This window comes from Streptomyces sp. NPDC007164 (assembly GCF_040634135.1).
In the GTDB taxonomy this organism is placed as follows: Bacteria; Actinomycetota; Actinomycetes; order Streptomycetales; family Streptomycetaceae; genus Streptomyces; species Streptomyces sanglieri.
The window spans coordinates 118734-144932 of the sequence record NZ_JBEYFB010000020.1 but is presented as its reverse complement, the minus strand read 5'-3'; the positions used below and the strand labels follow the sequence as shown (position 1 = coordinate 144932).

The 26199-nt window shown below is 71.1% G+C and carries 20 protein-coding genes; 16 read left to right on the top strand and 4 right to left on the bottom strand.

The genetic code is table 11. The features are described from left to right. Positions 1-134 precede the first annotated feature (134 nt). On the bottom strand, positions 135-1139 hold the full coding sequence (locus ABZ622_RS24320; RefSeq protein WP_360546443.1) for a phosphatase PAP2 family protein: 1005 nt from the start codon (positions 1137-1139) through the stop codon (positions 135-137). A gap of 534 nt (positions 1140-1673) precedes the next feature. On the opposite strand from ABZ622_RS24320, the gene ABZ622_RS24315 reads away from it, so the two are divergent. Next, positions 1674-3389, top strand: coding sequence for an MFS transporter (locus ABZ622_RS24315; protein WP_360546441.1), 1716 nt, complete (start codon positions 1674-1676; stop codon positions 3387-3389). Between the two features lie 73 nt (positions 3390-3462). Beyond that, on the top strand, positions 3463-4659 hold the full coding sequence (locus tag ABZ622_RS24310) for an acyl-CoA dehydrogenase family protein (protein WP_360546439.1): 1197 nt from the start codon (positions 3463-3465) through the stop codon (positions 4657-4659). 21 nt (positions 4660-4680) lie between these two features. On the opposite strand, the gene sepF is transcribed toward ABZ622_RS24310, so the two are convergent. Next, positions 4681-5121, bottom strand: coding sequence for a cell division protein SepF (sepF, locus tag ABZ622_RS24305; RefSeq protein ID WP_360546437.1), 441 nt, complete (start codon positions 5119-5121; stop codon positions 4681-4683). Positions 5122-5429: 308 nt separating this feature from the next. Between sepF and ABZ622_RS24300 the strand changes: the two genes are divergently transcribed. Beyond that, positions 5430-6662 (top strand): DUF5685 family protein, encoded by a 1233-nt coding sequence (locus tag ABZ622_RS24300; protein ID WP_360546435.1) that lies wholly within the window; start codon positions 5430-5432, stop codon positions 6660-6662. A gap of 48 nt (positions 6663-6710) precedes the next feature. On the opposite strand, the gene ABZ622_RS24295 is transcribed toward ABZ622_RS24300, so the two are convergent. Beyond that, entirely contained in the window at positions 6711-7646 is a 936-nt protein-coding gene (locus tag ABZ622_RS24295; protein WP_360546433.1) for an ABC transporter substrate-binding protein, read from the bottom strand. Between the two features lie 466 nt (positions 7647-8112). On the opposite strand from ABZ622_RS24295, the gene ABZ622_RS24290 reads away from it, so the two are divergent. The 9 genes from ABZ622_RS24290 to ABZ622_RS24250 all read left to right on the top strand — a co-directional run bounded on the left by ABZ622_RS24290 (position 8113) and on the right by ABZ622_RS24250 (position 17027). Then, a complete protein-coding gene (locus ABZ622_RS24290; RefSeq protein WP_360546431.1) occupies positions 8113-8979 on the top strand; it encodes an amino acid ABC transporter permease in 867 nt (288 codons plus the stop codon). Next, on the top strand, positions 8976-10820 hold the full coding sequence (locus ABZ622_RS24285) for an FAD/NAD(P)-binding protein (RefSeq protein ID WP_360546429.1): 1845 nt from the start codon (positions 8976-8978) through the stop codon (positions 10818-10820). The genes ABZ622_RS24290 and ABZ622_RS24285 overlap by 4 nt, the downstream gene beginning before the upstream one ends. 58 nt (positions 10821-10878) lie before the next feature. Further along, the gene (locus ABZ622_RS24280; protein WP_360546427.1) at positions 10879-11121 is read left to right on the top strand and encodes a hypothetical protein; all 243 of its coding nucleotides are present in this window, start codon (positions 10879-10881) and stop codon (positions 11119-11121) included. 26 nt (positions 11122-11147) lie between these two features. Next, positions 11148-11900 carry an amino acid ABC transporter ATP-binding protein gene (locus tag ABZ622_RS24275; protein ID WP_360546453.1) on the top strand — a complete coding sequence of 251 codons (753 nt, stop codon included), beginning with the start codon at positions 11148-11150 and terminating at the stop codon, positions 11898-11900. Positions 11901-11995: 95 nt separating this feature from the next. Next, the gene (locus ABZ622_RS24270) at positions 11996-13063 is read left to right on the top strand and encodes an LLM class flavin-dependent oxidoreductase (RefSeq protein ID WP_360546425.1); all 1068 of its coding nucleotides are present in this window, start codon (positions 11996-11998) and stop codon (positions 13061-13063) included. A gap of 17 nt (positions 13064-13080) precedes the next feature. Continuing rightward, the gene (locus tag ABZ622_RS24265; RefSeq protein WP_360546451.1) at positions 13081-14361 is read left to right on the top strand and encodes an NtaA/DmoA family FMN-dependent monooxygenase; all 1281 of its coding nucleotides are present in this window, start codon (positions 13081-13083) and stop codon (positions 14359-14361) included. Positions 14362-14365: 4 nt separating this feature from the next. After that, a complete protein-coding gene (locus ABZ622_RS24260; RefSeq protein WP_360546424.1) occupies positions 14366-15181 on the top strand; it encodes a DUF1684 domain-containing protein in 816 nt (271 codons plus the stop codon). 255 nt (positions 15182-15436) lie between these two features. Further along, positions 15437-16336, top strand: a complete 900-nt coding sequence (locus ABZ622_RS24255) for a S1 family peptidase (RefSeq protein ID WP_360546423.1) — start codon at positions 15437-15439, stop codon at positions 16334-16336. 211 nt (positions 16337-16547) lie between these two features. Beyond that, the gene (locus tag ABZ622_RS24250; RefSeq protein WP_360546421.1) at positions 16548-17027 is read left to right on the top strand and encodes a hypothetical protein; all 480 of its coding nucleotides are present in this window, start codon (positions 16548-16550) and stop codon (positions 17025-17027) included. Positions 17028-17057: 30 nt separating this feature from the next. Here the strand turns inward: ABZ622_RS24250 and ABZ622_RS24245 are convergent, their stop codons facing one another. Further along, on the bottom strand, positions 17058-17984 hold the full coding sequence (locus ABZ622_RS24245) for a DUF4231 domain-containing protein (protein WP_360546419.1): 927 nt from the start codon (positions 17982-17984) through the stop codon (positions 17058-17060). A gap of 226 nt (positions 17985-18210) precedes the next feature. Here ABZ622_RS24245 and fxsA point away from each other — a divergent pair, with 226 nt between their 5' ends. From fxsA to fxsT, 4 genes are all read left to right on the top strand, one after another. Next, positions 18211-18378: an FxSxx-COOH cyclophane-containing RiPP peptide gene (fxsA, locus tag ABZ622_RS24240; protein ID WP_360546417.1), complete on the top strand. Its 168-nt coding sequence runs from the start codon at positions 18211-18213 to the stop codon at positions 18376-18378. A 68-nt stretch (positions 18379-18446) separates the two neighbouring features. Beyond that, complete coding sequence (gene fxsB / locus ABZ622_RS24235; RefSeq protein WP_360546415.1) at positions 18447-20693, top strand: radical SAM/SPASM protein FxsB, inactivated metallohydrolase extension form; 2247 nt, start codon at positions 18447-18449, stop codon at positions 20691-20693. 204 nt (positions 20694-20897) lie between these two features. After that, the gene (gene fsxC / locus ABZ622_RS24230) at positions 20898-22259 is read left to right on the top strand and encodes an FxsC protein (RefSeq protein WP_360546413.1); all 1362 of its coding nucleotides are present in this window, start codon (positions 20898-20900) and stop codon (positions 22257-22259) included. After that, a complete protein-coding gene (fxsT, locus tag ABZ622_RS24225) occupies positions 22243-26172 on the top strand; it encodes an FxSxx-COOH system tetratricopeptide repeat protein (protein WP_360546411.1) in 3930 nt (1309 codons plus the stop codon). Before fsxC ends, fxsT begins: the two co-directional genes overlap by 17 nt. Positions 26173-26199 lie beyond the last annotated feature (27 nt).

Sequence of the window (26199 nt, the reverse complement as noted above, 5' to 3'; positions counted from 1 at the left end):
CCGCCTGGCCGTCCCGCTGCGCACGGGCGCGGACCCGCAGCAGGAACGCGGCCACCATCGGCGACCCGACGCCGGTCGGGGCCTTCACTCGTTGTCCGGGGAGCGGCTGTGCGTACCGGCTCCCTCGCCGGGGCTCAGCCGCCGGCCACCGGGCGGGCCGGGGTCGTGCCGCCGCGCGGTGTGCGATCGGCGTGCGGCGGGCGCCGACTGCCGACCGGGGTGACCGGGGTCCGCTCCGAGCGCACCACATGCGCCGGATGCGAGGCGTGTGCCCGCGACCGGGTGCCGGTGCCGCCCGCGGCCGCCGGGACGACCGGCTCCCGGGCCGGGACCTCGCCGCCGTCCGGCTGCGGCAGCAGCACGGTCCGGGGGCCTCCGGCCGCGACGGGCACCGAGGGAACGGGGCGGCCGAATCCCCGCAGGTTCTCGCGCTGGGCGAAGATCCAGGCCTCGGCCCGGGTGATCAGCGGCTCGACCCAGGGCAGGCCCAGCATGATCAGCAGGCCGGCGGCCCAGCCCAGCAGGACGTCGCTGAGCCAGTGCGTACCGAGATAGACGGTGGTGAGGCCGACGCCCAGCGACACGATCGCCGACATGGCCGACAGATAGCGCCGGGCCCGTGGGGTGGTGGCCAGATAGGCGAGGATTCCCCAGGTCACAACCGCGTTGGCGGTGTGCCCGGAGGGGAATATGTCGCCGCCGGCGAAGAGCTCGGCGGATCCGATCTGGGTCGCGTAGTGCGGGCCGAGGCGGCCCAGGCCGATCTTGACCGCGCCGACCGTCACATTGAGCAGCAGCAGTGCCGCGCCCAGCGTCAGCAGGGGGCGCAGCGTGTGCTGCCGCCAGGAGCGCCAGCCGAGCCAGCAGGCCACCATCGTGGCGGTGGGGCCGCGCTGGCCGAGCACGATGTAGTAGTCGAGGAAGGCATGAATTTCCGGCCACTGCTGATACGGCCGGAAGAGCATGACCTTCCAGTCCAGGGTCACCAGCCAGGACGAGACCAGCACGGCAATGACGATGGCGAGATAGAACGCCAACGTCCCGCCGAAGAGTGCGATGCGGTGACGGCTCATCCGCGGTGGCTCTATCTTCGGCGGCTCCGGCTCCCGGTCCAGCCGGGCAAAGATGTCGGTACGCACCCAATCGACGTTACAGCGCGTTAGTGAGCGACCAGGTCGATCCGGTCTCTTTGTGATGACGATGTGATGTGGACTATGTCTCAGTGGGGCCTTAATTCCTGATCCGGGTAAGCGTCTCGGTGGCACTTCGCGCTATTGATTTCGCACGCATTTCGGAAGGGTGTTTGAGCCCGGACGGAAAAGCGCAGGAGGTGCCGGTATGAATTTGTCCGGGCCCGGAAGGGGGTGGAACGGAACGTGCCGGTCCGGTCACCGGCCGCTTGCGGTGCGGGGCCCGGCGGGTGCTCCGCGGGGGTGGCCGGGTACCGTCCCGTTCCAGGTGCGCCGGGTGTCCTCGCAGGTCCGGACGGCGGGTCGGCGTGGCGTACGCCACACCCCGCGGTCCGACCGGGTATGAGGTGGGCCACGTGTGAGGGGTCCGAACTCGCGTACGCTGACGGCCACTCGCCCGTCGATGCCGGGCCATGAGGAGCGGCGAACCGTCGCATCCCCGGTTGGCCCGCCGAGCGCGAGGGACCTTTGGGAGGTACATGCATGTCAGGGACGACCACAGCCCGATTCCGGCTGCGCCCGGCGGCCGACGGTGCCAATCGATGGGTCGTCCTTGTCGTCCTCTGCCTCAGCCTGCTGCTCGTGGCGCTGGACTCGACCGTGCTCCACGTCGCCGTACCCGCCGTCACCGAGGACCTGAACCCCAGCGCGGTCGGTCTGCTCTGGATCGTCGACGCCTACCCGCTGGTCTGTGCCGCGCTGCTGATTCTCTTCGGCACCCTCGGTGACCGGGTCGGCCGCCGCCGGGTCCTGCTGCTCGGCTACGCCCTCTTCGGGGTCGCCTCCGCGATCGCCGCGATGGCCGACAGCCCCGCCGTACTCATCGTGGCGCGTGCGCTGCTCGGGGTCGGCGGCGCGATGATCATGCCGGCGACGCTGTCGATCCTCCGGCAGGTCTTCCCCGACCGGCGGGAACGGGCCGTGGCGATCGGCATCTGGACCGCGGTCGCCGCGGTGGGCGCCGCCACCGGTCCGGTCATCGGCGGCTTCCTCGTCGAACACTTCTGGTGGGGCTCGGTCTTCCTGATCAACGTCCCGCTGATGGCACTGATCCTGCCGGTCGGCCGGCTGCTGCTGCCCGAGTCGCGCGGCAGCCACGACGGCCCGTGGGACGTGCTGGGCGCGCTGATGGCCGCCGCCGGGGTGCTCGGGGTGGTCCTCGGAGTGAAGCGGGCGGGTACCGGCGAGGGTGTGCTCAGCCCGGTCACGCTCGCTCCGCTGCTGATCGGGGCGGCGCTGATCGTCCTGTTCGTGCGCCGGCAGCGGAGGCGTACGCATCCGCTGATCGACATCGGGCTGTTCGGCAAGCCCGCCTTCTCCACCGCGGTGGGCTGCATCATCATCGCCATGCTGGCCCTGGTCGGTCTTGAGCTCATAGCCGTGCAGTACCTCCAGCTCGTCCTCGGACTGAGCCCGCTGCACACCGGCCTGCGGCTGCTCCCGCTCACCTTCGCGGCCATGGCCGCGGGCGCCACCGGCTCCTACACCCTGCGCCGCATCGGCCCGCGCCGGATGGTCGGCTGGGGCTTCGTGCTCACGGCCGTCTCGGTGCTGATCCTGACCGCGATGGGGCAGCACGACCGGCCCGCACTGCTGACGGCGGCCTTCATCGCCCTCGGCTTCGGACTGCAGACCACGCTCTTCGGGGCGTACGAATCCATGCTCAGCGAGGCCCCCGCCGACCGTGCGGGCGGGGCGGCGGCCATCGGCGAGACCTCGTACCAGCTGGGCGCGGGCATGGGGATCGCCCTGCTCGGCAGTGTCATGAACGCCGCCTACGCCCCCGGACTCTCGAAGCTTCCCGAGGCGGGTGTCCCGGCCGGGGCCCGCACGGCCGCCGCCCGCTCGCTGGGCGAGGCCTACCAGGTGGCCGACCGGCTGGGCGGTCCGCTCGGCGCGGTGCTGCGTTCCGCGGCGCGCCACTCCTTCATCACCGGGCTGCATGTCACGCTGCTGGTGAGCGCCGCGCTGCTGCTGGCCGGGGCGCTGGCCGCGCTGCGGCTGCCGAGGGCGATGGACTGCCCGGCGCCCCTGACCGACGAGCCGGAGCGGGCGGCGGACGTGGCGGACGTGAGCGAGGCGCGGGAGTGCCGCGCGCCGCACGAGGTGCCCGCCCCGGGCCGTGCGCAGCGGCCCCTGCCGCGGCCCGCCCGGCGCCGACCCGCCGAGGCGACCGGCTCTGGACGGGCGGCACACTGAGCCGTAACGTCGGTGCGACGCCGTAACTACCACTGCTAGTTTTAGCATCGTGCGAGCCGCCGGAGGCGCCCTCATGTCCACCACCGAGTCCTCGAAGCTCCCGCCCTTCGACCCCGCCGACCCGATCGGCATCGACGATCTGCTCAGCGCCGAGGACCTCGCGATCCGCGGGACCGTCCGGGACTGGGCCGCCGACCGGGTCCTGCCGCACATCGCCGAGTGGTACGAGAGCGGCGAGCTGCCCGGGATCCGCGAGCTGGCCCGTGAGCTCGGTTCGCTCGGCGCGCTCGGCATGTCCCTCCAGGGGTACGGCTGCGCCGGCGCCACCGCCGTCCAGTACGGACTGGCCTGCCTGGAGCTTGAGGCCGCGGACTCCGGGATCCGCTCCCTGGTCTCCGTGCAGGGTTCGCTCGCCATGTACGCCATCCACCGCTTCGGCTCCGAGGAGCAGCGGCAGCGGTGGCTGCCGGGCATGGCGGCCGGCGAGATCATCGGCTGCTTCGGCCTCACCGAGCCGGACCACGGCTCCGACCCGGCCGGGATGCGCACCCACGCCAAGCGCGACGGCGGGGACTGGGTGCTCACCGGCCGCAAGATGTGGATCACCAACGGCTCGGTGGCCGGGGTCGCCGTCGTCTGGGCGCAGACCGACGACGGAATCCGCGGGTTCGCGGTGCCGACCGACACCCCGGGCTTCTCGGCGCCCGAGATCAAGCACAAGTGGTCGCTGCGCGCCTCGGTCACCAGCGAGCTGGTGCTGGACGAGGTGCGGCTGCCCGGCGACGCCGTGCTCCCGGGCGTCACCGGTCTGCGCGGCCCGCTCGGCTGTCTCAGCCATGCCCGCTACGGCATCGTCTGGGGAGCGATGGGCGCGGCCCGCGCCAGTTTCGAGGCGGCCGTGGACTATTCGAGGACGCGGGAGCAGTTCGGCCGGCCGATCGGCGGCTTCCAGCTCACCCAGGCCAAGCTCGCGGACATGGCCGTGGAACTGCACAAGGGCATCCTGCTCGCCCACCATCTGGGCCGGCGGATGGACGCGGGCAGGCTCCGCCCGGAGCAGGTCAGTTTCGGAAAGCTCAACAATGTGCGGGAGGCGATCGACATCTGCCGTACCTCGCGCACGATCCTCGGTGCCAACGGGATCTCGCTGGAGTACCCGGTGATGCGCCATGCGACGAATCTGGAGTCGGTGCTCACCTACGAGGGAACCGTGGAGATGCACCAGTTGGTACTGGGCAAGGCGCTCACCGGTCTTGACGCGTTCCGCTAGACCGTCCGGCGAGCGCCCTGCTCAGCTCTGGTTGAAGAAGCCGTCGGCCGGCCGGCCGACGGCTTCGGTCACCACCTGGGTGTCGGCCGGGGTCAGCAGGAAGACCCGGGTGGCCACGCGTTCGATCGAGCCGCGCAGTCCGAAGATCAGCCCGGCGGCGAAATCCACGACACGCTTCGCGTCGGTGGGGTCCATGGTCGTGAGGTTGACGATCACCGGGACGCCGTCCCGGAAGAGTTCTCCGATGGCCCGTGCGTCCCGGAAGCTGTCCGGGGTGACGGTGGCGATCCGGCGGCCCGTCTCCTCGGCCGCCTCGGACGCGACCTGCACCCGGGGGTCGGTCACCCAGGCCTGGCCTCCGGTCCCGGTCTGCGCGCCCTCGGCGTACTCGTCGTCGTAGTACCGCTCGTCGTTGTCCTCCACGAGGCCCAGCCAGGCACTCGCCTTGCGCACCGATCCCATGGATGCCTCCTCTCACCGCGGTTCCGTGGCGTTCCGCATCTCTTTCGTATCCCTATGGTCGTCCATGATGCGGATCGTGCGCCAAGTGGATAGTCGGCGCGCAGGGTGTTCGTGACGGTACTGATGCAGAAGATCTGGCGGTTTGTCAGGGTTCCTCCCGCATAAGGGGTCAGAAAGAAAGAAAATATGATGCCCCAGGCCGTACGGGTGACATGGGGGACGTACGGGTGAACGGGCCGCTCGATACGATGCACCTCGCGCGGCCGCAGGGGTGCGGTGCGAAGGTGAACGACTCTCGGGGGACCGTCGTGTTCGGAATAGTCAGGCCCTGTGCCCATCGGTTGTCCGAGGGGCTCCGGACCGAGTGGATGGCCCATCTCTGCGGGCTCTGTCTCGCACTTCGCTCGGATCACGGGCAATTCGCCCGGATCGTCACGAACTATGACGGTCTGATTGTTTCTGTTCTGACGGAGGCTCAGTCCGAGCGCACCACCGGCTGGCGGCGCACGGCGGGGCCCTGCCCGCTGCGCGCCATGCGGACCGCGCCGGTCGCCCGCGGCGAGGGCGCCAGGCTGGCCGCCGCCGTCTCCCTGGTGCTGGCCTCGGCCAAGGTCCGGGACCACGTCGCCGACGGGGACGGCCTGTTGAGGCGCCGCCCGGTCGCCGCCGCCGCGCGCCGGGTCGCCGCGGGCTGGGACCGGGCCGGCGCGCGCACCGGCGCACAGCTCGGCTTCGACACGGCGCTGCTCGTGGACGCCGTCGACCGGCAGACCGGCATCGAACTGATCGCCGGGCCCGGCACCCCGCTGCTCACCGTCACCGAACCCACCGAGACCGCCACCGCGGCCGCCTTCGCCCACACTGCGGTGCTGGCCGGCAAGCCGCAGAACGCGGCGCCGCTCGCCGAGGCCGGCCGCCTCTTCGGACGCCTGGCGCATCTGCTGGACGCCGTGGAGGACCAGGAGGCTGACGCCGCGTCGGGTGCCTGGAACCCGCTCACCGCCACCGGCACCTCGCGGGCCGAGGCCCGGCGGCTGTGCGACGACGCGCTGCACGGCGTACGGCTGGCGCTGCGCGACGCGGAATTCACCGATGACAAACTGGCCCATGTGCTGCTGGCGCACGAACTGCGCCAGTCGGTGGACCGGGCCTTCGGCACCACGGCGTGCTCGCACCAGGCCGGTGCCGTGCTCCTGGACGGAGCTGCCGGTCCGTCAGCCGCCCGGCCGGCCGGGTCCTTCGGGCCGGTGCCGGGCAATCCGTACGCCCCGGGGCCGGGCGGCCCGGGCGGTCCGCCGCAGCCGCCGCCCGAGCCCCCGCGCGACCGGCGCGGTCTGATCATGGGCTGCCTGGTGTGGGCGGGCCTGGCCTGCACCTGCCAGATGTGCTGCGGCACGTTCGAGGACCCGTGGAGCCACCAGCGCCGCGAGGGACTGTGCAGCCAGTGCGACTGCGGTGACTGCTGCGATGCGTGCGACTGCTGCAGCAACTGCGGGGACTGCTGCGACGGGTGCTGCTGCGATTGCGACTGCAGCTGCTGAGGACGGAGGACCGGACGGGGGCGGGGACCGGACTGGGCGGGGACCGGATCACTTGATCTCCGGCGGCGAGATCCGCGAGGTCGTGATCGCGGACTCGCCGATGCCCCACTTCTTCAGGATCCGGTCGTAGGTGCCGTCCGCCTTGAGACCGTTCACCGCGGCCCGGAACGCGGGAGCCAGCCGGGTGCCCTTCTTGAAGGCGAAGCCGACGTCGAGACGCTTGAACTCGTTGAGGAAGCGCACGCCCTCCTGCTGCCGCACCGCGTACCGCAGTCCGTTGATGGTCGACATCACCACATCGCTGCGGCCCTGCTGGAGCGAGGCCCAGGTGGCGCCCTGGTCGTTGTACGTCTTCACGTCGTACGGCTCGCGGCCCGCGTCGGAGCACAGGTGGCGGCTCTCCTCCAGGGTCACCTCGAAGGTGGTGCCCGCGCCGGTGCCCACGGTCAGGCCGCAGAGCTGGGTGAGATCGGTGACCTTCTTCAGCTTGCTGTCGTCACGGACCGCGAAACCCTGGCCGTCATTGATGTACGTGACGAAGTCGATCGTTCTGCGGCGTTCCTCGGTCACCCCGAAGTTCCCGGTGCCCACGTCGTACTTCCCGCTGTCCAGCGCCGGCAGGATCGCCTCGAAGGAGGCCACCTCGCGGGTGAGGCGCAGGCCGAGCTTCCGGGCGACCGCGTCCGCGAAGTCGATGTCCGTGCCGGCCACCGTTCTCCCGTCGGCGAGGTAGGTGGAGCCCGGCGGGCTGCCGACACTCGCGGCGACGGTCAGGGTCCTGGCGGCGCGGACATCGGCGGGCAGCAGCTTCGCCGCCGCCTCGTCCTCGCGTACCGAGGAGACGACATCGGCCGTCGGCACCTTCCCCTCGGCGGCCGCGGCGCCGGCCGGTGCGGCCGCCGGATCACCGGACCCGCACGCGGTGAGGGCCAGGGCGGCGACGGTGATCAGTGCGAAGGCAGCGGTGTGCCGGGTCCGGGGCATGAGGTGTGGTTCTCCAGAGTCGTCGGCCGTGAGCGGTCGAGCCGGCGTCGGGGCAGCACGCGGCGACCCCACGGTCGGGGCGAAGGGCGGCGGAGCGAGGGGAGGGAGGAACGGTGTTGTGTACGGGAGGACACGCGGGGAGGCGCTCAGGCGCCGCACACGGCGCCGGGCGAAGACAAGCGAAAAGCAGGGGGTCGGCTCAACAGGAGGCGGACCACACGCGACCGAAGTCGATGTGGGAGCGCTTGACCAGCCACTGCTGCGAATGCATGGCCCCAGTGGAACAGGCATCCGGTGGTCCGTCAACCGAGCCCCGGCGCACGGCTCACAGTGTGGACGAGCTTGACAACGCGCGACGAACAGCGATTGTCTCGGAGGCGGACCGGCGCTGAGGGGCCCGGTCCGTGTTGTGTTCCGGGCCGAAGGCACGCCCCGTGTTCGATCTCTGCATCCACGGAGCCCTCGCATGTCCGCGCAGACAGACACCTTCCCCCAGTCTCCCCCCGCCCCGCTCGCGAAGAGCGACAGAACCGATCGGCTCCGGATCGTCCCGGTGCGCCGAACGGGCCAGTGGACAGCGGCCGTTGCCGTACTGGCGCTGCTCGCCCTGGTGCTGAACTCCGTCATCCGCAACGACGCCTTCCAGTGGGATGTCGTCGCCGAATACTTCACTACCGCCGCGGTGCTGCGCGGCCTCGGCCTCACCCTCTGGCTCACGGCGCTGGTCATGGTGCTGGGATTCGTCCTCGGCACCCTGCTGGCCGTCCTCAGGCTCTCCGCCAACCACGTTCTGCGGGCGGTCGGTTGGGGGTATGTCTGGCTGTTCAGATCCACCCCGATCCTGGTCCAGCTGCTGTTCTGGTTCAACATCGGCGCGCTCTACCCGCAGATCCTCGGCGTCCGTACGGTGAACCTCCTCGGCCCCGTCACGGTGGCCGTCATCGGACTCACCCTGCACGAGGCCGCGTACGCCGCCGAAGTCGTCCGCGGCGGCATCCTCTCCGTCGAACGCGGACAGATCGAGGCCGCCCAGTCGCTCGGCCTCGGACCCTGGCGCCGCTTCCACCGCATCGTCCTCCCGCAGGCGATGCGCTCCATCGTCCCGCCCGCCGGGAACATGCTGATCGGCACCCTCAAGGGCACCTCGATCGTCAGCGTCATCGCCGTGCAGGACCTGCTGTACTCCGTGCAGCTCGTGTACCACCGCACCTATCAGGTCATCCCGCTGCTGCTGGTCGCCACCATCTGGTACGCCGTGGTCACCTCGCTGCTGAGCATCGGCCAGCACTACGTCGAGCGGCACTACGCACGCGGCACGGCGGGTGCCCGGTGAGCGGGACGCCGACGCTCGTGGTCATAGGCGCCGGACCGCGCGGCACCGGCCTGATCGAGCGCATCGCCGCCAACGCCCCCACCCTGTACGGAGACCGCCCGCTGACCATCCACCTCGTCGACCCGTACCCGCCCGGCGGCGGGCGGATCTGGCGGCACGACCAGTCGCCGCTGCTCTGGATGAACTCCATGGCCGAGGACGTCACGATGTTCACCGACGACACCGTCCGCCAGGAGGGACCGACCCGCCCGGGGCCCGCGCTGCACACCTGGGCGGCGGACATCCGGGACGGCCGGCTCGACCTCCCGGACGGGACCGGCGCGGACCCCGGACTCCTCGACGAGATCAAGGCGCTGGAGGGTACCGGCTTCCCCAGCAGACGGCTGCAGAGCGTCTATCTGCGCTGGGTCTACGAGCAGTCCGTGGCCGCCCTCCCGGAAGGCATCACCGTGCACTGGCACCGGGGCAGCGCCCTGCGGGTCTCCGGCCCGCGCGAAGGCCGCCAGCGGGTCTGGCTGGCGGGACGCGGCAGCCCGCTGCTCACCGACGCCGTCGTCGTCACCATCGGCCACCTCGAAGCCGAACCGGAGCCGGAACAGGTACGGCTGGCCGACTTCGCGGACCGGCACGGACTCCTCCACCTGCCACCGGACTTCACCGCCGACACCGACCTGACCGCGGTGCCCGCCGGCGAACCGGTCGTCGTACGGGGCTTCGGGCTCGCCTTCGTCGACCTGATGGTGCTGCTCACCGAGGGCCGCGGCGGACGGTACGAGGACGGCGAGTACGTGCCGTCCGGCCGGGAGCCCGTGCTCCACGTCGGATCGCGCCGGGGCGTCCCGTACCACTCCAAGATCGGCTACACCTGGGACGGCGAACGGCCGCCGCTGCCGCGCTTCCTCGGCCCGGAGCGGACCGAGGCGCTGCTCGCGGCCGGCCGGCCGGTCGACTTCCGGCGCGATGTGTGGCCACATGTCGACAAAGAGCTCGGCTACGCCCACTACCACCGGCTCTTCACCGCCCACCCCGAGCGCACCACCGGCGACTGGGCCGGCTTCGAGGCGAAGTACACCGCCGCCGACCCGACAGGATCCGAACTGGCCGCCCTGGTCGCCGCCACCGTCCCCGACCCCGCGGACCGGCTCGACCTCGAAGCGCTAGACCACCCCCTGGACGGGGTGCGCCACCCCTCGTTCGACGCACTCCAGGAAGGGCTGCGCGGCTACATCACCGCCGACCTGGAACGCCGCCACGACCCCGGTCACAGCCCGGACCTCGCCGTCTTCCTCGGACTGCTGTCCGTCTACGGGCAGTTGATCCGGCTCGGCGACCTCGGCGGCTGGTGGCACGGCTTCTTCAGCTATCTCGCCTCCGGCCCGCCCGGACCCCGGCTGCACCAGCTCCTCGCGCTCTCCCGGGCCGGTGTCGTCCGCTTCCTCGGCGCCGGAATGACCGTCGAGACCGACGAGCGGCGGGGCCTCTTCCTGGCGGGCAGCGCCACTGTGCCGGGACAGCGGATAGCGGCCCGCACCCTGGTCGAGGCCCGGCTGCCCGACCCCACCCTGGAACGCACCCGCAGCCCACTGCTCCAGGAGCTGTACGAGGACGGGGCCGCCACCACCGCCACCGGGCTGCTCCCGGTAGCCCCCGACAGCGGCCGGATCCTGGGCCGCGACGGCCGGCCGCACCCGCGCCGCTTCGCGCTCGGCCCGTTCACCACCGCCCGCGCCGGCGGGGCGTTCACCCGGCCGCGCACCGGCGGACCGGCCTTCCGGCAGAACGACGCCACCGCCCGTACGGCACTCACCCTCCTGCGGGACCTCGCCTGTACCGAGGGCTGACCGCGACCTCGCGCACGCCCCCGCCCCGCCCTCGTACACCGCGGCCCAAGGACCCCTCATGTCCCTCACCAGCGATCCACCCGCCGACAGAGCGACCGGGCCACGCCACGCCGCTCCTGCCGATGGCCACCCCACACTCACCGTCGTCCCGCCGCGTCACCCCTGGCGCCGGCCGGAGGCCGCCGCGGCACACGGGATCCCCCGGCACCGGCGACTGCGCCGGACCGTGCTCCCGCAGGCGATGCGCTCCGTCCTCCACCACCACGTCGAACGTCACCACGCCCAGGGGGCCACGCGATGAGCACCACCACCGGATCCACCGACGCCATGGTCGAGATCCGCTCCGTGCACAAGCGCTTCGGCAGCCTCGAAGTGCTGCGCGGCATCGACCTGTCCGTACGCACCGGAGAGGTCACCGTCGTCCTCGGCCCGTCCGGCTCCGGCAAGTCCACACTGCTGCGCACCATCAACCACCTGGAGAAGGTCGACCACGGCTGGATCAGCGTCGACGGCACCCTGGTCGGCTACCGCAGGGACGGCGACAAGCTGTACGAGCTGCCCGAGCGCGAGGTGCTGCGCCGGCGCACCCGGATCGGCTTCGTCTTCCAGAACTTCAACCTCTTCCCGCACCTGACCGTGCTGGAGAACATCGTCGAGGCCCCGGTCGCCGTCCTCGGCCGGCCGAAGAAGGAAGCCGTCGCCGCCGCGGAGAAGCTGCTGGCCAGGGTCGGGCTCGCCGACCGGGCGGCGGCCTACCCCGGGCAGCTCTCCGGCGGACAGCAGCAGCGGGTCGCCATCGCCCGCGCGCTGGCCCTCGAACCCGGGCTGCTGCTCTTCGACGAGCCGACCTCGGCGCTCGACCCCGAACTGGTCGGCGAAGTCCTCGACGTCATCAAGGATCTGGCGCTCCGGGGCACCACCATGATCGTCGTCACGCACGAGATCGGCTTCGCCCGTGAGGTCGCCGACACCGTCGTCTTCATGGACGAGGGACGCGTCGTCGAACAGGGCGCCCCCGGCGACGTACTCGACCGTCCGGCCCACGAGCGCACCCGTGCCTTCCTGTCCAAGGTCCTGTGATGCCCGGCAGCTGAGCCCGCACGGCCCGCGAGAGCCCGCGGCTGTCCCCAAGAGCCCGAGAGAGTCCCGAGAGAGCCCTGAGAGGTATTCACTCCATGCCTGCCACCGCACCACTGCACCTGGCCGCCGAGATCGGCGGTCCGCCCAGCTACGATCCCGGGCACCACGTCGCCCTCGCCCGGCTCGCCGAGCACGGCGCCCTGGACTTCGTCACACTCGGCGACTCCTTCGCCAGACCCGGCCTCGACGCGCTCGCGGTGCTCTCCCGGGTCGCGCCCGCCACCGGCCGGGTCGGCCTGGTGCCCACCGTCACCACCACCCACACCGAGCCGTTCCACGTGGCGTCCGCCGTCGCCACCCTGGACTGGGTGAGCCGCGGCCGGGCGGGCTGGTACGTCGATGTGTCGACCACCGGGGCCGAGGCCCGGCTGTTCGGCCGGCGCCCGGCGGCGCCCGCCGACGAGCTGTGGCGCGAGGCCGGTGACAGCGCCGAGGTGAGTGCCCGGCTGTGGGACAGCTGGGAGGACGACGCCGAGATCAGGGATGTCGCCACCGGCCGCTTCGTCGACCGGGACAAGCTGCACTACATCGACTTCGAGGGCGCCGCCTTCTCCGTCCGGGGCCCGGCCATCGTGCCCCGGCCCCCGCAGGGGCACCCGGTCACCGTCGTCGACGGCACCGGCGGCCCGGCCCGGGAGACCGCGGCCCGCCACGCGGATGTCGCCCTGATCCGGGCCACCACCCCCGAGCAGGCCGCCGCGGCCCGTACCGATCTGCGCCGGCGCGCCGCGGCGTACGGACGCGACCCCGGCACGCTCCGGGTCCTGGTCGCGCTCACCGTCGACCTCGGCGACGTCGAGACCGCCCCGGAACCGGGACTGGAGAGCGGACCACCGCTCGCCGCGGGCGGCTCGTACTACCGGGGCGGCCCGGTCGACCTCGCCGAACTGATCACCCGGTGGCACCGCGGCGGCGCGGCGGACGGCTTCCACCTGACGCCCATCAGCCCCGGGCGCGACCTCGAACGGATCGTCAACGGCACCGTGGCGCTGCTCCAGCACCGCAGCCTGTTCCGCACCTTCTATCCCGGCGGCACCCTCCGCGAACACCTGGGGCTGGCCCGCCCCGCCAACCGGTACGCCCTCGAAGGAGGACGGGCATGAGCACCGCGACGAGGCAGATGCATCTCGCCGCCCACTTCCCGGGCGTCAACAACACCACCGTCTGGGCGGACCCACGCTCCGGGAGCCAGATCGACTTCTCCTCCTTCGAGCACCTCGCCCGCACCGCGGAGCGCGGCAGGTTCGACTTCTTCTTCCTCGCCGAGGGGCTGCGGCTGCGCGAGCACAACGGCCGCATCCACGACCTGGACGTGCTCGGCCGCCCCGAATCCCTCACCGTGCTGGCCGCGCTGGCGGCCGTCACCGACCGGCTCGGCCTCGCCGCCACCGTCAACGCCACCTTCAACGAGCCGTACGAACTGGCCCGCCGCCTGGCCACCCTCGACCACCTCAGCGAGGGCCGGGCGGCCTGGAACGTCGTCACCTCCTTCGACGCCTTCACCGGGGAGAACTTCCGGCGCGGCGGGTATCTCGACCGGGCCGACCGGTACACCAGGGCCGCCGAGTTCGTCGCCACCGCCCGCGAACTGTGGGACACCTGGACCCCCGACGGCACCCCGCGCCCGTTCGCGCACCGGGGGCAGCACTTCGCCATCGAGGGCGAGTTCACCGTCCCGCGCTCCCCGCAGGGCCATCCGGTCGTCATCCAGGCCGGTGACTCGCCGGACGGCCGCGAGTTCGCCGCGTCCACCGCCGACATCGTCTTCACCCGGCACGGCACCCTGGAGTCGGGCCGTGCCTTCTACGCCGACGTCAAGGCGCGGATGGCGAAGTACGGCCGGGACCCCGGCCAGCTGAAGATCATGCCCGGGGTCACCTTCGTACTCGGCGACACCGACGCCGAGGCCCAGGAGCGGGCGGCCGGGATCCGCCGCCTGCAGGTCTCCCCGCAGAACGCGCTGCTGGCCCTGGAGCAGGTCTGGGGCCGCGACCTGTCCGCCCTCGACCCCGACGGGCCACTGCCGGACATCGACCCGGACCCCGGATCCTCGCTGGTCCAGGGCCGGGTCAAGCACGGTGACCCTCTTGCCGTCGCGGCGCGCTGGCGGGCGCTGTCCGAGGAGAAGGGGCTGTCCATCCGGCAGACCGTCATCGAGACGACCGGCCGGCAGTCCTTCATCGGCAGCCCCCGGACGGTCGCGGAGCAGCTCACCGGGTTCGTCGCCGCCGACGCCGCCGACGGATTCATCCTGGTACCCCATCTCACCCCCGGCGGCCTGGACGACTTCGTCGACCGGGTCGTCCCGCTGCTCCAGGAGCGCGGAGTGTTCCGCTCCGAATACGGCGGCCCCACTCTGCGTTCCCATCTCGGGCTCGCCGAGCCGGTATGGAAGGGTTGACCGCATGAGCACGGACGCACAGCAGCCGCACGGATCCGAGCAGGCGGCACAGGACTGGAAGCACTGGCACGAGGAGCGCACCGCCACGGTCGCCGGACCCTACGGACCGCTCTCCCTCACCGGCACCCACTGGCTCTCCGACCATCCGGAGGGCCGCATCCCCGGGGTACCCGGGCAATGGCGGGAGGACGGCGACGAGCTGGTGCTCAGCGCCTCTGCCGCGGACGGGCTGACCGTCGACGGCGAGCCCTTCACCGGTCAGGTCCGTCTCACCGCCGACCGCGGCCCGATCGCCGCTTCGCGCGTCGCGCACGGCGAGCGGCGGCTGGTCGTGCTGAGCCGCGAAGGGCTCTGGGCGGTACGGGACTTCGACCCGGACTCCCCGGCCCGGCGCGCCTTCCGGGCCATCGAGGCCACCCCGTACGACGCCCGCTGGGCGCTGCCGGGAACCTTTCGCCCGTACGACAGCGCCCGCACGGTCCGGGTCGAGAACGCCGACGGGGTCGAGCGCGGTCTCGGGCTCGCCGGTGAGATCGCCTTCGAGGTCGACGGTACGGAGCACACGCTGCACGTCGCGGTCGAGCCCGACGGCTCGCTCTGGGCGGTCTTCGCCGACGCCACCAGCGGGAACAGCAGCTACCGCTTCCGGTTCCTGCGGCCCGCGGCACCCGCCGAGGACGGCAGCGTGACGGTCGACCTCAACCGCGCGCTGCTGCCGCCGTGCGCCTTCGCGGACCACTTCATCTGCCCCTTCCCGCCGCCCGGCAACACCCTTTCCGTCGCCGTCGAGGCGGGGGAGCGCAACCGCGTCGACGGCTGACGTAACGTCATATTGCGTCGGAGCGGCGGCCCCGGCAGCTTCCCTGCTGCCGGGGCCGTTGCCGTGCGGTCGGGGCAAGTCCGGGCCAGAGGGCCCTCTTGCGCCACAAGTTGACGCCTTGAATACTCCCGAGCAGCGCTTGTCAGGAGCACGGCATGTCCGCGGTGCGGGCTCACAGCCGTGCGAACGACTGCGCCTCACGGGTCCGACCACCCCACGGGCGGACCCCCGACTTCCCCTCGGGAGGAATGAAAAGTGAGGATCAAGCGCACCACCCCCCTCAGCGGCACCGCGAGACGCACCAGGGCCGTCGCCATCGCCGCGGGCCTCGTCGCCGTCGCAGCCCTCGCCGTCCCCACCGCCCAGGCCGACACCAACACCACCTTCAGCACCGCGCAGCTCTCCGCCGCGAGCGACGCCGTGCTCGGCGCCGACGTGGCGGGCACCGCGTGGAACGTCGACCCGGTGAGCAAGAAGCTCGTGGTCACCGTCGACCGCACGGTCTCGAAAGCCGAGATCGAACAGATCAAGCAGTCCGCCGGGGTCAACGCCGGCGCCCTGAAGATCGAGCGCACCACCGGGAAGATCAGCAAACTGCTCTCCGGCGGCGACGCGATCTACGCCCCCGGCTGGCGCTGCTCCCTCGGCTTCAACGTCCGCAGCGGCAGCACCTACTACTTCCTGACCGCCGGTCACTGCACCGACGGCAACCCGCCCTGGTACACCAACTCGTCGAACTCGACCAGCATCGGCCCGACGGTCGGCTCCAGCTTCCCGACCAACGACTACGGCCTGGTCCGGTACGACAACGCCTCGGTCTCTCACGAGGGCACCGTCGGCAGCGTCGACATCACCAGCGCGGCCAACGCCACGGTCGGCATGTCCGTCACCCGGCGCGGCTCCACCACCGGCACCCACAGCGGCTCGGTCACGGGCCTCAACGCCACGGTCAACTACGGCGGCGGGGACATCGTCTACGGCATGATCAAGACCAATGTCTGCGCGGAGCCCGGCGACTCCGGCGGCCCGCTCTACTCCGGCTCCAAGGCGATCGGCCTCACCTCCGGCGGCAGCGGCGACTGCTCCTCGGGCGGTACGACGTACTTCCAGCCGGTCACCGAGGCGCTCAGCGCGTACGGGGTCAGCGTCTACTGACACCCCCGCACCCCCGGTCCGGCGCTCGAACACCCGGCCGACCGAGAAGGAGCCCCTGCCCGAATGCCGGGCGGGGGCTCCCGCTCACCCCGCGGCTTTTGAGAGGATGTGGGGCAGGTCGGTCACGCAGGAGCAACGGGGGCGGGTGCTGAGCCAGCCGGAGGGACGACCTCCGGAACCCCCGGCAGACACCTCAGGGGGTTCCAGGTCCGTGAAACGCATCGGAGTGACCGGTCATCGCACCATCCCGCAGGAGGCCCAGGCCCATGTGCTGTCGGGGTTACGGGCGGCGCTCTGCGGCCTCGAAGGCTCCCTGGAGGCACTCTCCAGCCTGGCGGTGGGGGCGGACCAGATCTTCGCCGACCTCGCGCTGGCCTGCGGCGCCGACCTCACCGTGGTGATCCCGAGCGGCGACTACGAGTCCTGCTTCGAGGACGCCGCCGAACTCGCCCGCTACCGGGCCCTCAAGGACCGGGCGGTCCGTGAGGTCCGGCTCGGCTACCCGCACTCCACCGACGAGGCGTACTACGCGGCCGGCGCGTACATCGCCGAGCACTGCGACCGGCTGCTCGCGGTGTGGGACGGCAGGCCGGCCCGCGGCCTCGGCGGCACGGGCGACATCGTGACGTACGCCCGCAGCCTGGGCCGCCCGGTCACGGTGATCTGGCGCGAGGGCGTGGAGCGGGGCTGACCGCGGCCGCCCGGCGTCACTGACGTTACGTCACATCTGGTGCCGGGCAAGCCAGTCGGTGTGCTGCGGGGAGACGATGCGCTCGGTCTCGAACACCGCGCCCGGCCACTGACGCTCGGTCAGCGTGGTCTCCATCGCCACCTGCATCGCCTCCAGGTCCTCCTCCACCAGTGAGTGGGCCGAGATCAGCGGGTGGTGGCGGCGCATCTCGCTCCACGCCAGACACGAGGCAGCCGCGGCCGACAGCACCCCCGTCAGGGCGAAGGACTGGGTGACAGAGAACGTCCGCAACAGGGCGAGGACCAGCGCGAGAGCGGTCAGCGCGGCAATGGTGGTCGACCAGACCAGGGTGGCGCGCCGCGACACCTCCTGCCGCCTGCGGTACCAACTTCTCTGCTCGATGAGGCGGTCCCGCACATACGTCTCCTTGCGTACGGTGAACGCCTTGTCCCGTAACGCGCGCATCGATTCGGTGATCAGGCCGCCCGAATCGGCCGTCAGGTCGCGGGGGTCGGCCCACCCCACCTTGCGAAGCTCCTGGAGGCCCTCTTCGAGACGGTTCGCGAACACCGCCTCCGGGTGTTGGGTACCGGTGTCGAAAGGTGATCCGTGCACCGAGTAACGCCAGCACATCGACTTGATGAACTCTGCCGCCGAGCGGTTCAGTTGCCAATGCGACTTTGCTTTGCGCCGGGCGGAGAGGTACGTCGTGATCAGGACACCCAGGTAGGCCAACACGCTGACGGCATCGGTGAGTTGAAACGTGTCACCCAGCTCGGCGTGCCAGGGGACCGCGGCCGGCGCGGCCCCCGTGACCAGGAGAATCAGTTGGACGCGGGTGGTGTTCACCGCCTCCCGCTGCCTCGCGATGGCGATCTCGTCCGTGTGGTGAAAGAGCGCCGGAAGGTCGGCGTTCCTGAAGACCATGCTCCGGAGCGGCCCGGGAAGCGCCGTCATGTTCACTCCCGTCTGCGGTTATGTCGTCACCTCAATGGCGGAATCGGTGGTTCCGTTTGATTCGGGACGGCCTCGTGCGACGCTCTCGTTACAAGTGGTCGTCCTCAGTTGCCAATCGAGGTCATGAGAGTAAAGTCGTGCCGCCGGACACTGCAATGGTGCAGATACTGTTGCTGCATTCCTGTCCGGAACCATTCCATCGGAACAAACCCCCTCAAGGACGGCCGTGAACACCTCTGAATCCTCCCGCTCCTTCGCCGTTGCGAAGAAGAGCCGTGTGCCGCTCGCCCAGATCGATGTCCGCGGCAGTGCCGCTGCCCGGAAGCTCGCCCGCGTACACGCCGTGTCGGACGGTCGCCCCACCCAGGCATCGACCTTCAACTCGGCGCTCTGAAACAACCCGCCGAACGCCTCGTGAACCGAAGCTCCGAGCACCCCCTTCGGGCTGGCTAGACTGGTGGAATGACAGGACCCCTGGTCCCTTTCCGCGAAGTCGTTCTCAAGGTTCACAGCAGGTGTGATCTCGCCTGTGACCATTGCTATGTCTATGAACATGCAGATCAGAGCTGGCGAACCCGGCCCAGGACAATCTCTGATGATGTCATTTTCCGGACTGCTCAGCGCTTGGCCGAGCATGCCAAGGCACATGCACTGCCCTCCGTGTCAGTGATCCTGCACGGAGGGGAGCCTCTACTGGCGGGGCCCGCCCGATTGCGGCGAGTCTGCGAAGTGCTCACCTTCGCCTTCGACGGCGTCGCGGAACTCGACCTCCGTATCCATACCAACGGACTCCAGCTCAGTCCGCGGTATCTCGACCTCTTCGACGAGTTCGACGTCAGGGTCGGCATCTCCCTCGACGGCGACCGGGCCGCCAACGACCGGCACCGCCGCTACGCGGACGGACGCAGCAGCCACCCCCTGGTCCTGAAGGCCGTCGAACTGCTCCGGCAGGAGCGCTACCGCCACCTCGATCTCGGGCTCCTGTGCACCGTCGACATCGAGAACGACCCGATCGCGGTCCTCGACGCGCTCACCGAGCTCGATCCGCCGCTCATCGACTTCCTGCTCCCGCACGCCACCTGGGACGACCCGCCGCCCCGCCCGGACGGTTCGCCCACCGCCTACGCCGACTGGCTCCTCGCGGTCTTCGACCGCTGGCAGGAGCAGGGGCGCCCGGTGCCGGTGCGGCTCTTCTCCTCGGTGCTGTCCACGCTGAGCGGCGGTCCCAGCCTCACCGAGTCGCTGGGGCTCGCCCCGACCGACCTCGTCGTCGTCGAGACCGACGGCCAGCTGGAGCAGGTCGACTCGCTCAAGAGCGCCTACGAAGGCGCCGCGGCCACCGGCTTCGACGTCTTCACCCACACCTTCGACGAGGTGGCGGCCCACCCCGGGGTGCAGGCCCGTCAGCTCGGGCTGGCCGGCGTCAGCGAGGCCTGCCGCCGCTGTCCCGTCGTGCGGTCGTGCGGCGGCGGCCTCTACACCCACCGGTACCGCTCCACCGGGCCGTCCGGAGAGTTCGACAACCCCTCCGTGTACTGCGAGGACCTGGCCGCCCTGGTGCGCGGCATCGAGGCACGCACGGCCGCGTCGCTCGTCGCGCCGGAGCTGGCCGACCCGGCCGAGCTGGCCGCCTCCCAGCGAGACCTCACCCGAATGCTGCTGGCCCGGCTGAACGCCGACGTCGAGCAGCGGGGCGACGAGTGCTGGGACCGGGCCTGGGAGCTGGCCGTAGCCGTCGAGGCCTCCGAGGAGGGGGCCCGCGGCCTGGACGAGGTGCTGTCCCACCCGTACACCCGCACCTGGCTGCTCCGCGCCCTGGAGGCGCTCCACGAACGGCCGGGGGCGGTGCGGGACGCGCTGCGGCTGCCCGCGTATCTCGCGGCCGCCGCCGTACGGGCCGGACTCGACCTCCGGGTGGATGTGGGCTACACGGACGGCAGGCTGGTCCTGCCGGGCCTCGGCGAGTTGCGGATCGGGGGAGCGGGGGAGCGCGGCACAGCGCGGGTACGTGCCGTCGAGGGCGGCCTCCTGGTCCGGCGGGACGACGGGGATCCGGCCGAGCGGCGGATCACCCTGTCGGCGGCCGCCGGTCCCGGCTGGCGGCCGGTGCGCCGACTGGTGGTGCCCGGTGGGGCGTCCGGCCCGGCGCTCGACCTGGTGCTCGACGACCTCGACCCGTACCGCGACTGCTTCGCCGCGCCGGCCGCGGCCGCGCTCGACGACCGCGCCGCCGCGGACCTGTTGGGCAGGATCGGTGAGGCCTGGGCGCTGATCGGGGAGAGGGCGCCGGCGCGGGCCGCGGAGACGGCCGGACGCCTCACCACCCTCACGCCGCTCACCGGCCTCGCCCCCGCCGAACCCGCCGTGGGCCGGCACGGCCGGGGCGCGCTGGGCATCGCAGCGGACGGCAGCGCCGAGGAGTTGGCGCTCGCACTGCTGCGCGGATCGCGGCGGGCCGAATTGCAGGCGCTGGCCGATGTCACGGATCTTTACGCGGCGGACGGCTCCTGGGAACATCGGATTCCTTGGGAGGAAGAATCAGTTCCGTTTTCCCGGTTGCTGGCCGACACCTATGAGCGGATGGCGTTGGGGGCATTCGAGCCGCGCTGTCTGGAGGGCGTACCGCAGGCCCTCGACACACTGGAGGGTGCCGCCGAGCTGACCGTGAGTGGAAAGCGGCTGCTGGATCTGATGCGAAAAGAGATCTGAGGGTCGAATTCCGGTTCGGACGGAACGCCGGTGAACACGGGACAACTGGGAGGAACAGCCGCAGACCGAATTCGATCAAGAAAATGTTCGGCCGAACCCGGGAACGTATGACTGAAAACCGGCGTTGAATGACCGAACGTCATGGGGGTGGAGCAACGTCCGCTCCGGAATGATGAATTCGCTCGCATTCACTTCAGTCCCCGGATGCGGGTGCTCACACAGGACGGGGGTCGTGTGCACGCAACAACGCAGCAGCGAGCGGCGGACCATCGGCCGTACTTCTTCTTGAGTTATGCCCATACACCGGGCTACGGCCGAGGAACGGACCCCGATATGTGGGTCGAACGCCTCTTCAAGGATCTCTGTGACCATGTGCTGGCCATGACGGATCTGCCCGCGGGCGCGCCCGCGGGGTTCATCGACCGCGAGATACGCTCCGGCGAGGGCTGGTCCGAACGGCTCGGTGAGGTGCTCGCCACCTGCCGGGTGTTCGTTCCGCTGTTCTCGCCGCGCTACTTCGCGAGCGAGATGTGCGGCAAGGAGTGGTATGCCTTCGCCCAGCGCGCCATCCACCACCGGGCCCGTTCCAACCAGCGGGCCGAGGCGATCGTCCCGGCCCTCTGGGTACCGGTACCCCCGAGCCAACTCCCCGGCCCCGCCGAGAGATTACAGTTCAACCACCGTGATTTCGGGGACCGTTATGTCAGTGACGGACTCTACGGACTCATCAAACTCCGGCTCTTCGCCGAGGAGTACGAGCGCGCGGTGTACGAACTCGCCAAGCGCATCGTCAATGTCGCCGACACCATAAGGATCGGCACCGGCCGCCCCGTCGACTACCGGCTGGCGCCCAGTGCCTTCGGCCCGCCCAACAGCTCGGTGGGCGGCCCCCGTCCCATGCAGGTCACCATCGCCGCCGCCACCCGGCACGACCTGCCCGCAGGCCGCAACCCCGACTACTACGGCGACAGTCCGCAGGACTGGAACCCCTACCACCCGGCCGCCGCGCGCCCACTGGCCTACGTCGCCGAGGACCTGGTGCGCTCCCTCAACTACCAGGCGACCATCTCCTCCTTCGACGAGGAGACCGGGCACGGGGAAGGCAAGCAGCCGCCCAGCAGGCCGGAGATCCTGCTCGTGGACCGCTGGGCCCTGCAGGACGAGGACCGGTGCCGTCGGCTCGCCGCCTTCGACGCCGAGAACCGCCCCTGGGTGACGATGATCGTGCCGTGGAACCGGGAGGACCACGAGAGCATGGCGGCCGAGGCCGAACTGACCGAGAAGCTCGAACAGACCATGCCGACCAAGATGCGCCAGGGACGGGCCTACTGCCGGGCCGCGGCCAAGGGCGTCCCCAGCATGGAGGCCTTCGGGCAGCTCCTGCCGCAGGTCGTCGAGGTGGCGGCCCAGCAGTACCTGAGACACGCGGCGGTGTACCCACCGGCCACCGGCGGCGGACACTCCGAACGGACGCGGCTGCTGGGGCCGATGGCACAGACGAACCACACCCCCGAGACACACGACCCTGCGACGGATGCGGAGGACACGGATGACGGCCAGTCGTGACGGGCGCATCGTCACCTTCTACTCGTACAAGGGCGGCACCGGGCGCACCATGGCCCTGGCCAACACAGCCTGGATACTCGCCGCCAACGGAAAACGGGTACTGGCCGTCGACTGGGACCTGGAGGCACCGGGGCTCCACCGCTTCTTCCACCCGTTCCTCGACCCGTCGACACTCGGTGCCACCACCGGCGTCATCGACCTGATCACCGAGTACGCGTGGGCCGCCACCAGCCCCGTGCAGCGCGCCGACGACTGGCACCGCGACTACGCCCGGATCCAGCCGCACGCCGTCTCCCTGGCCCCCGAGGCGCTCGGCTGGGAGTTCCCGCAGGGCGGCACGCTCGACTTCGTCTCCGCCGGGCGGCAGAACCGCGAATACTCCGCGACCGTCTCCACCTTCGACTGGGACAACTTCTACGACCGGCTCGGCGGCGGCCACTTCTTCGACGCCCTGCGCGACGACATGAAGGCCAACTACGACTACGTCCTCATCGACAGCCGGACCGGCCTCAGCGACATCGCCGACATCTGCACCGTCCACCTCCCCGACGTCCTCGTCGACTGCTTCACGCTCAGCGACCAGTCCATCGACGGCGCCGCCTCCGTCGCCCGGCAGATCTCCGAGCGCTACACCGGCCGCCCCATCTCGATCTTCCCCGTCCCGATGCGCATCGACGAGGGCGAGAAGGAGAAGGCGGACGCCGGCCGGGCGCTGGCCCGGCTGAAGTTCGACCGGCTGCCGCGCGACCTGTCCGGTGACGAACTCACCGCCTACTGGGGTGCGGTGGAGATCCCGTACCGCCCCTACTACGCGTACGAGGAGACCCTCGCCACCTTCGGCGACGAGGCCGGCCTCACCAACTCGCTGCTCTCCGCCTTCGAACGCCTCACCTCCGTCATCACCAACCAGCAGATCACCTCGATGCCACCGGTCGGCGAAGAGGTGCGGCTGCGCATCCGGGACGCGTTCACCCGGCGCAGGCCCGCGCTGCCGGCCGATCTCTTCCTCAGCTATGTGGCGGAGAACCGGATGTGGGCCGACTGGATCGAGTCCGTGCTCACCCGGGCCGGGTTCCGCGTCGTACCGCGCGACGTGTCCGCCCAGCGGGAGTCCGCGGAACCGGCGCCCACCGAGAACGCCGCCCGTACCGTGGTGCTGCTCTCCAGCGCCTACCTCAAGTCCCAGCGCGCGGTGAACCTCTGGGACCGGGCCGTCGCGGAGGACCCCGGCGGCGGCCGGCGCCATCTGCTGCCGCTCAGGGTCGGTGACGTACGGCTCTCCGCGCTCTACATCGACCGCAACCCCGTCGACCTCTTCCGGCTCGACGAGGTGCACGCCACCGCAGCGCTGCTGCGCTCCCTGGACCGGCCCGTACAGCTCACCGACGCGGTGTCGCCCGGACCGCGCTTCCCGGGCACCGTCCCCAGGATCTGGAACGCCCCGCCGCGCAACCCCGGCTTCACCGGCCGCTCCCTGGTCCTGGAACGGATGCGCGACCAGCTCGGCGGCGGCATGGCCGTGGTGCTGCCGCAGCCGCAGACCCTGTACGGACTCGGCGGCGTCGGCAAGACCCAGGTCGCCCTGGAGTACGTGCACCGCTTCATGGCCGACTACGACCTGGTCTGGTGGATATCTTCCGAGCAGACCGACGACGTGGTGGCCGCGCTCGCCGAGCTCGCGGTCCGGCTCGGTGCCCAGGGCGGCGACGACATGGCGGCCGCCTCCCAGGAGGCCGTGGACCTGTTGCGGCGGGGCGTGCCCTCGGACCGCTGGCTGCTGGTCTTCGACAACGCCGACGACCCCGAACGGCTGCGGCGCTACTTCCCGCAGGGCGGTTCGGGCCACATCCTGGTCACCTCGCGCAACCAGGCGTGGTCCCAGCACGGCGACGCGCTGCCGGTCGACGTCTTCCTGCGCGAGGAGTCCATCGAACACCTCCAGCGCCGGGCCCCGGGGCTGAGCGACGAGGACGCCGCCCAGGTGGCCACCGCCGTCGGTGATCTGCCGCTGGCCGTCGAGCAGGCGGCGGCCTGGATCGCGGAGACCGCCACCCCGATCGACACCTACCTCGAACAGCTGGCCCAGCAGGCCCCCGAGGTCCTGGCGCTCAACCAGCCGGCCGGATACCCGGAGCCGGTCGCCGCGACCTGGAACATCTCCATCCAGCGGCTCAAGGAGCGCTCGCCCGCCGCGGTGCGGCTGCTCCAGCTCTGCGCCTTCTTCGCACCCGAGCCCATCTCGGGGAACCTCCTGTACAGCAAGGAGATGATCGAGGCGCTGAAGCCGTACGACGCCTCGCTCCAGGAGAAGCTGGTGCTGGGCCGGGTCATCCGGGAGATCGGCCGGTTCGCCCTCGCCAAGGTCGACCAGGTCTCCAACTCCATCCAGGTGCACCGGCTCGTCCAGGCGGTCATCCGGGCGCAGCTGACCGAGGAGGAGCAGCGGGACGCCCGGCACGCTGTCCACCGCATCCTGGCGGGCGCCCGGCCCGACGACGACGAGCCGATCGACAACCCGTCGACCTGGCCGCAGTTCGCCACCATCTGGCCGCACCTCGGCCCGTCCGACGCCCGCAACTGCAAGGAGCCCGAGGCCCGCAGACTCCTGATCGACCGGGTCCGCTACCTCTGGAAGCGCGGTGACTTCCGGACCGCCACCACGCTCTGCGAGGAGCTGCGCGAGATCTGGCGCCAGACGCTGGGTGAGCGGGACATCCAGTACCTCTACCTCTGCTTCCACCTCTCCAACATCTACCGCTCGCGCGGCCGTTACGTGGAGGCCAGGGAGCTCGACGAGATCACCCTGGCGACGCAGCGGGAGGTCCTGGGCGCGGAGCACCCGCACACGTACATGAGCACCAGCAGCCTGGCGACCGACCTCGGCACGCTCGGGGAGTACACCAGGGCGATCGAGCTGGCGACCGAGGCCACCGACGGGTTCAACCAGATCTTCCACGAGTCGCACCCGAGGACACTGGCGGCGGCCAACAACCTGGCGTTCACCCTGCGGTCGATCGGGCAGTACGCCAAGGCCCGCGAGATCGACCAGGACGTCTTCGACCGGCGCGTCGAGGTGCTCGGCGCGGAACACCCCTACAGCCTCTCCTCCGCCATGAACCTGGCCCGTGACCTGCGGGACGTCGGGCGGTACGAGGACTCCGTCGGCATCCTCAGCCGCACGTACGACAGTTACAAGGCCACGCTCGGCCGGGCCTTCCCGGGCACGCTGAGCGCGGCGAAGAGCCTCGCGGTGTCGCTGCGCCGCGCGGGCAGACTGGAGGACGCCCGCCGGCTGACGGTGGCCACCCGCGCCAGGTACCGGGCCAAGTACACCTCCGCCAACCCGGAGTCGCTGGCCTGCGATCTGAATCTGGCGGCCGACCTGTTCGCGGCCGGCGAGGCGACCGAGGCCAAGGACACCGCACAGGAGGTCGTCGACCAGTACATGAAGGTGCCGGGGGAGAAACACCCGTACACCCTCGCCGCGCTGAACAACCTCGGCGTCTACCAGTCGGGGAGCGGCGCGCCCGAGGAGTCGGTGCGGGTGCTGACCAAGGTGGTCGCCGCAATGCGGGAGGTGTACGGGCCGGAGCACCCCAACACCCTGTTCTGCGTGATGAACCTGGCGAACGCGACGGCGGAGCGGGGCGATCTCGATCTGGTGCTGGTGACCGAGGAGAAGGTCTCCGGGCAGCTCAGGAGGGTACTGGGGGCGCATCACCCGGAGACCCTGGCCATGACGTCGAACATTGCGGTCACGCTCGACGCGATGGGGCGCAAGGACGAGGCGCTGCGGCTGAGGTCCGAGACGGTCGAGGAACTGGCCCGTCAGCTCGGCGACGACCATCCGATGACCCGGATCGCCCGGGACGACGACCGGTTCGAACGCGAACTGGAACCGACGGCGGTGTGAGCCCCGGGAGCGTCCGGTTCTCGCCGG

Bases quoted from the DNA above. Each gene is read 5' to 3' on its own strand.
- ABZ622_RS24315 (WP_360546441.1), top strand. From the start codon at position 1,674: ATGTCAGGGACGACCACAGCCCGATTCCGGCTGCGCCCGGCGGCCGAC.
- ABZ622_RS24310 (WP_360546439.1), top strand. From the start codon at position 3,463: ATGTCCACCACCGAGTCCTCGAAGCTCCCGCCCTTCGACCCCGCCGAC.
- sepF (WP_360546437.1), bottom strand. From the start codon at position 5,121: ATGGGATCGGTGCGCAAGGCGAGTGCCTGGCTGGGCCTCGTGGAGGAC.
- ABZ622_RS24295 (WP_360546433.1), bottom strand. From the start codon at position 7,646: ATGCCCCGGACCCGGCACACCGCTGCCTTCGCACTGATCACCGTCGCC.
- ABZ622_RS24290 (WP_360546431.1), top strand. From the start codon at position 8,113: ATGTCCGCGCAGACAGACACCTTCCCCCAGTCTCCCCCCGCCCCGCTC.
- ABZ622_RS24280 (WP_360546427.1), top strand. From the start codon at position 10,879: ATGTCCCTCACCAGCGATCCACCCGCCGACAGAGCGACCGGGCCACGC.
- ABZ622_RS24275 (WP_360546453.1), top strand. From the start codon at position 11,148: ATGGTCGAGATCCGCTCCGTGCACAAGCGCTTCGGCAGCCTCGAAGTG.
- ABZ622_RS24270 (WP_360546425.1), top strand. From the start codon at position 11,996: ATGCCTGCCACCGCACCACTGCACCTGGCCGCCGAGATCGGCGGTCCG.
- ABZ622_RS24265 (WP_360546451.1), top strand. From the start codon at position 13,081: ATGCATCTCGCCGCCCACTTCCCGGGCGTCAACAACACCACCGTCTGG.
- ABZ622_RS24260 (WP_360546424.1), top strand. From the start codon at position 14,366: ATGAGCACGGACGCACAGCAGCCGCACGGATCCGAGCAGGCGGCACAG.
- ABZ622_RS24245 (WP_360546419.1), bottom strand. From the start codon at position 17,984: ATGACGGCGCTTCCCGGGCCGCTCCGGAGCATGGTCTTCAGGAACGCC.
- fxsB (WP_360546415.1), top strand. From the start codon at position 18,447: ATGACAGGACCCCTGGTCCCTTTCCGCGAAGTCGTTCTCAAGGTTCAC.
- fsxC (WP_360546413.1), top strand. From the start codon at position 20,898: ATGCGGGTGCTCACACAGGACGGGGGTCGTGTGCACGCAACAACGCAG.
- fxsT (WP_360546411.1), top strand. From the start codon at position 22,243: ATGACGGCCAGTCGTGACGGGCGCATCGTCACCTTCTACTCGTACAAG.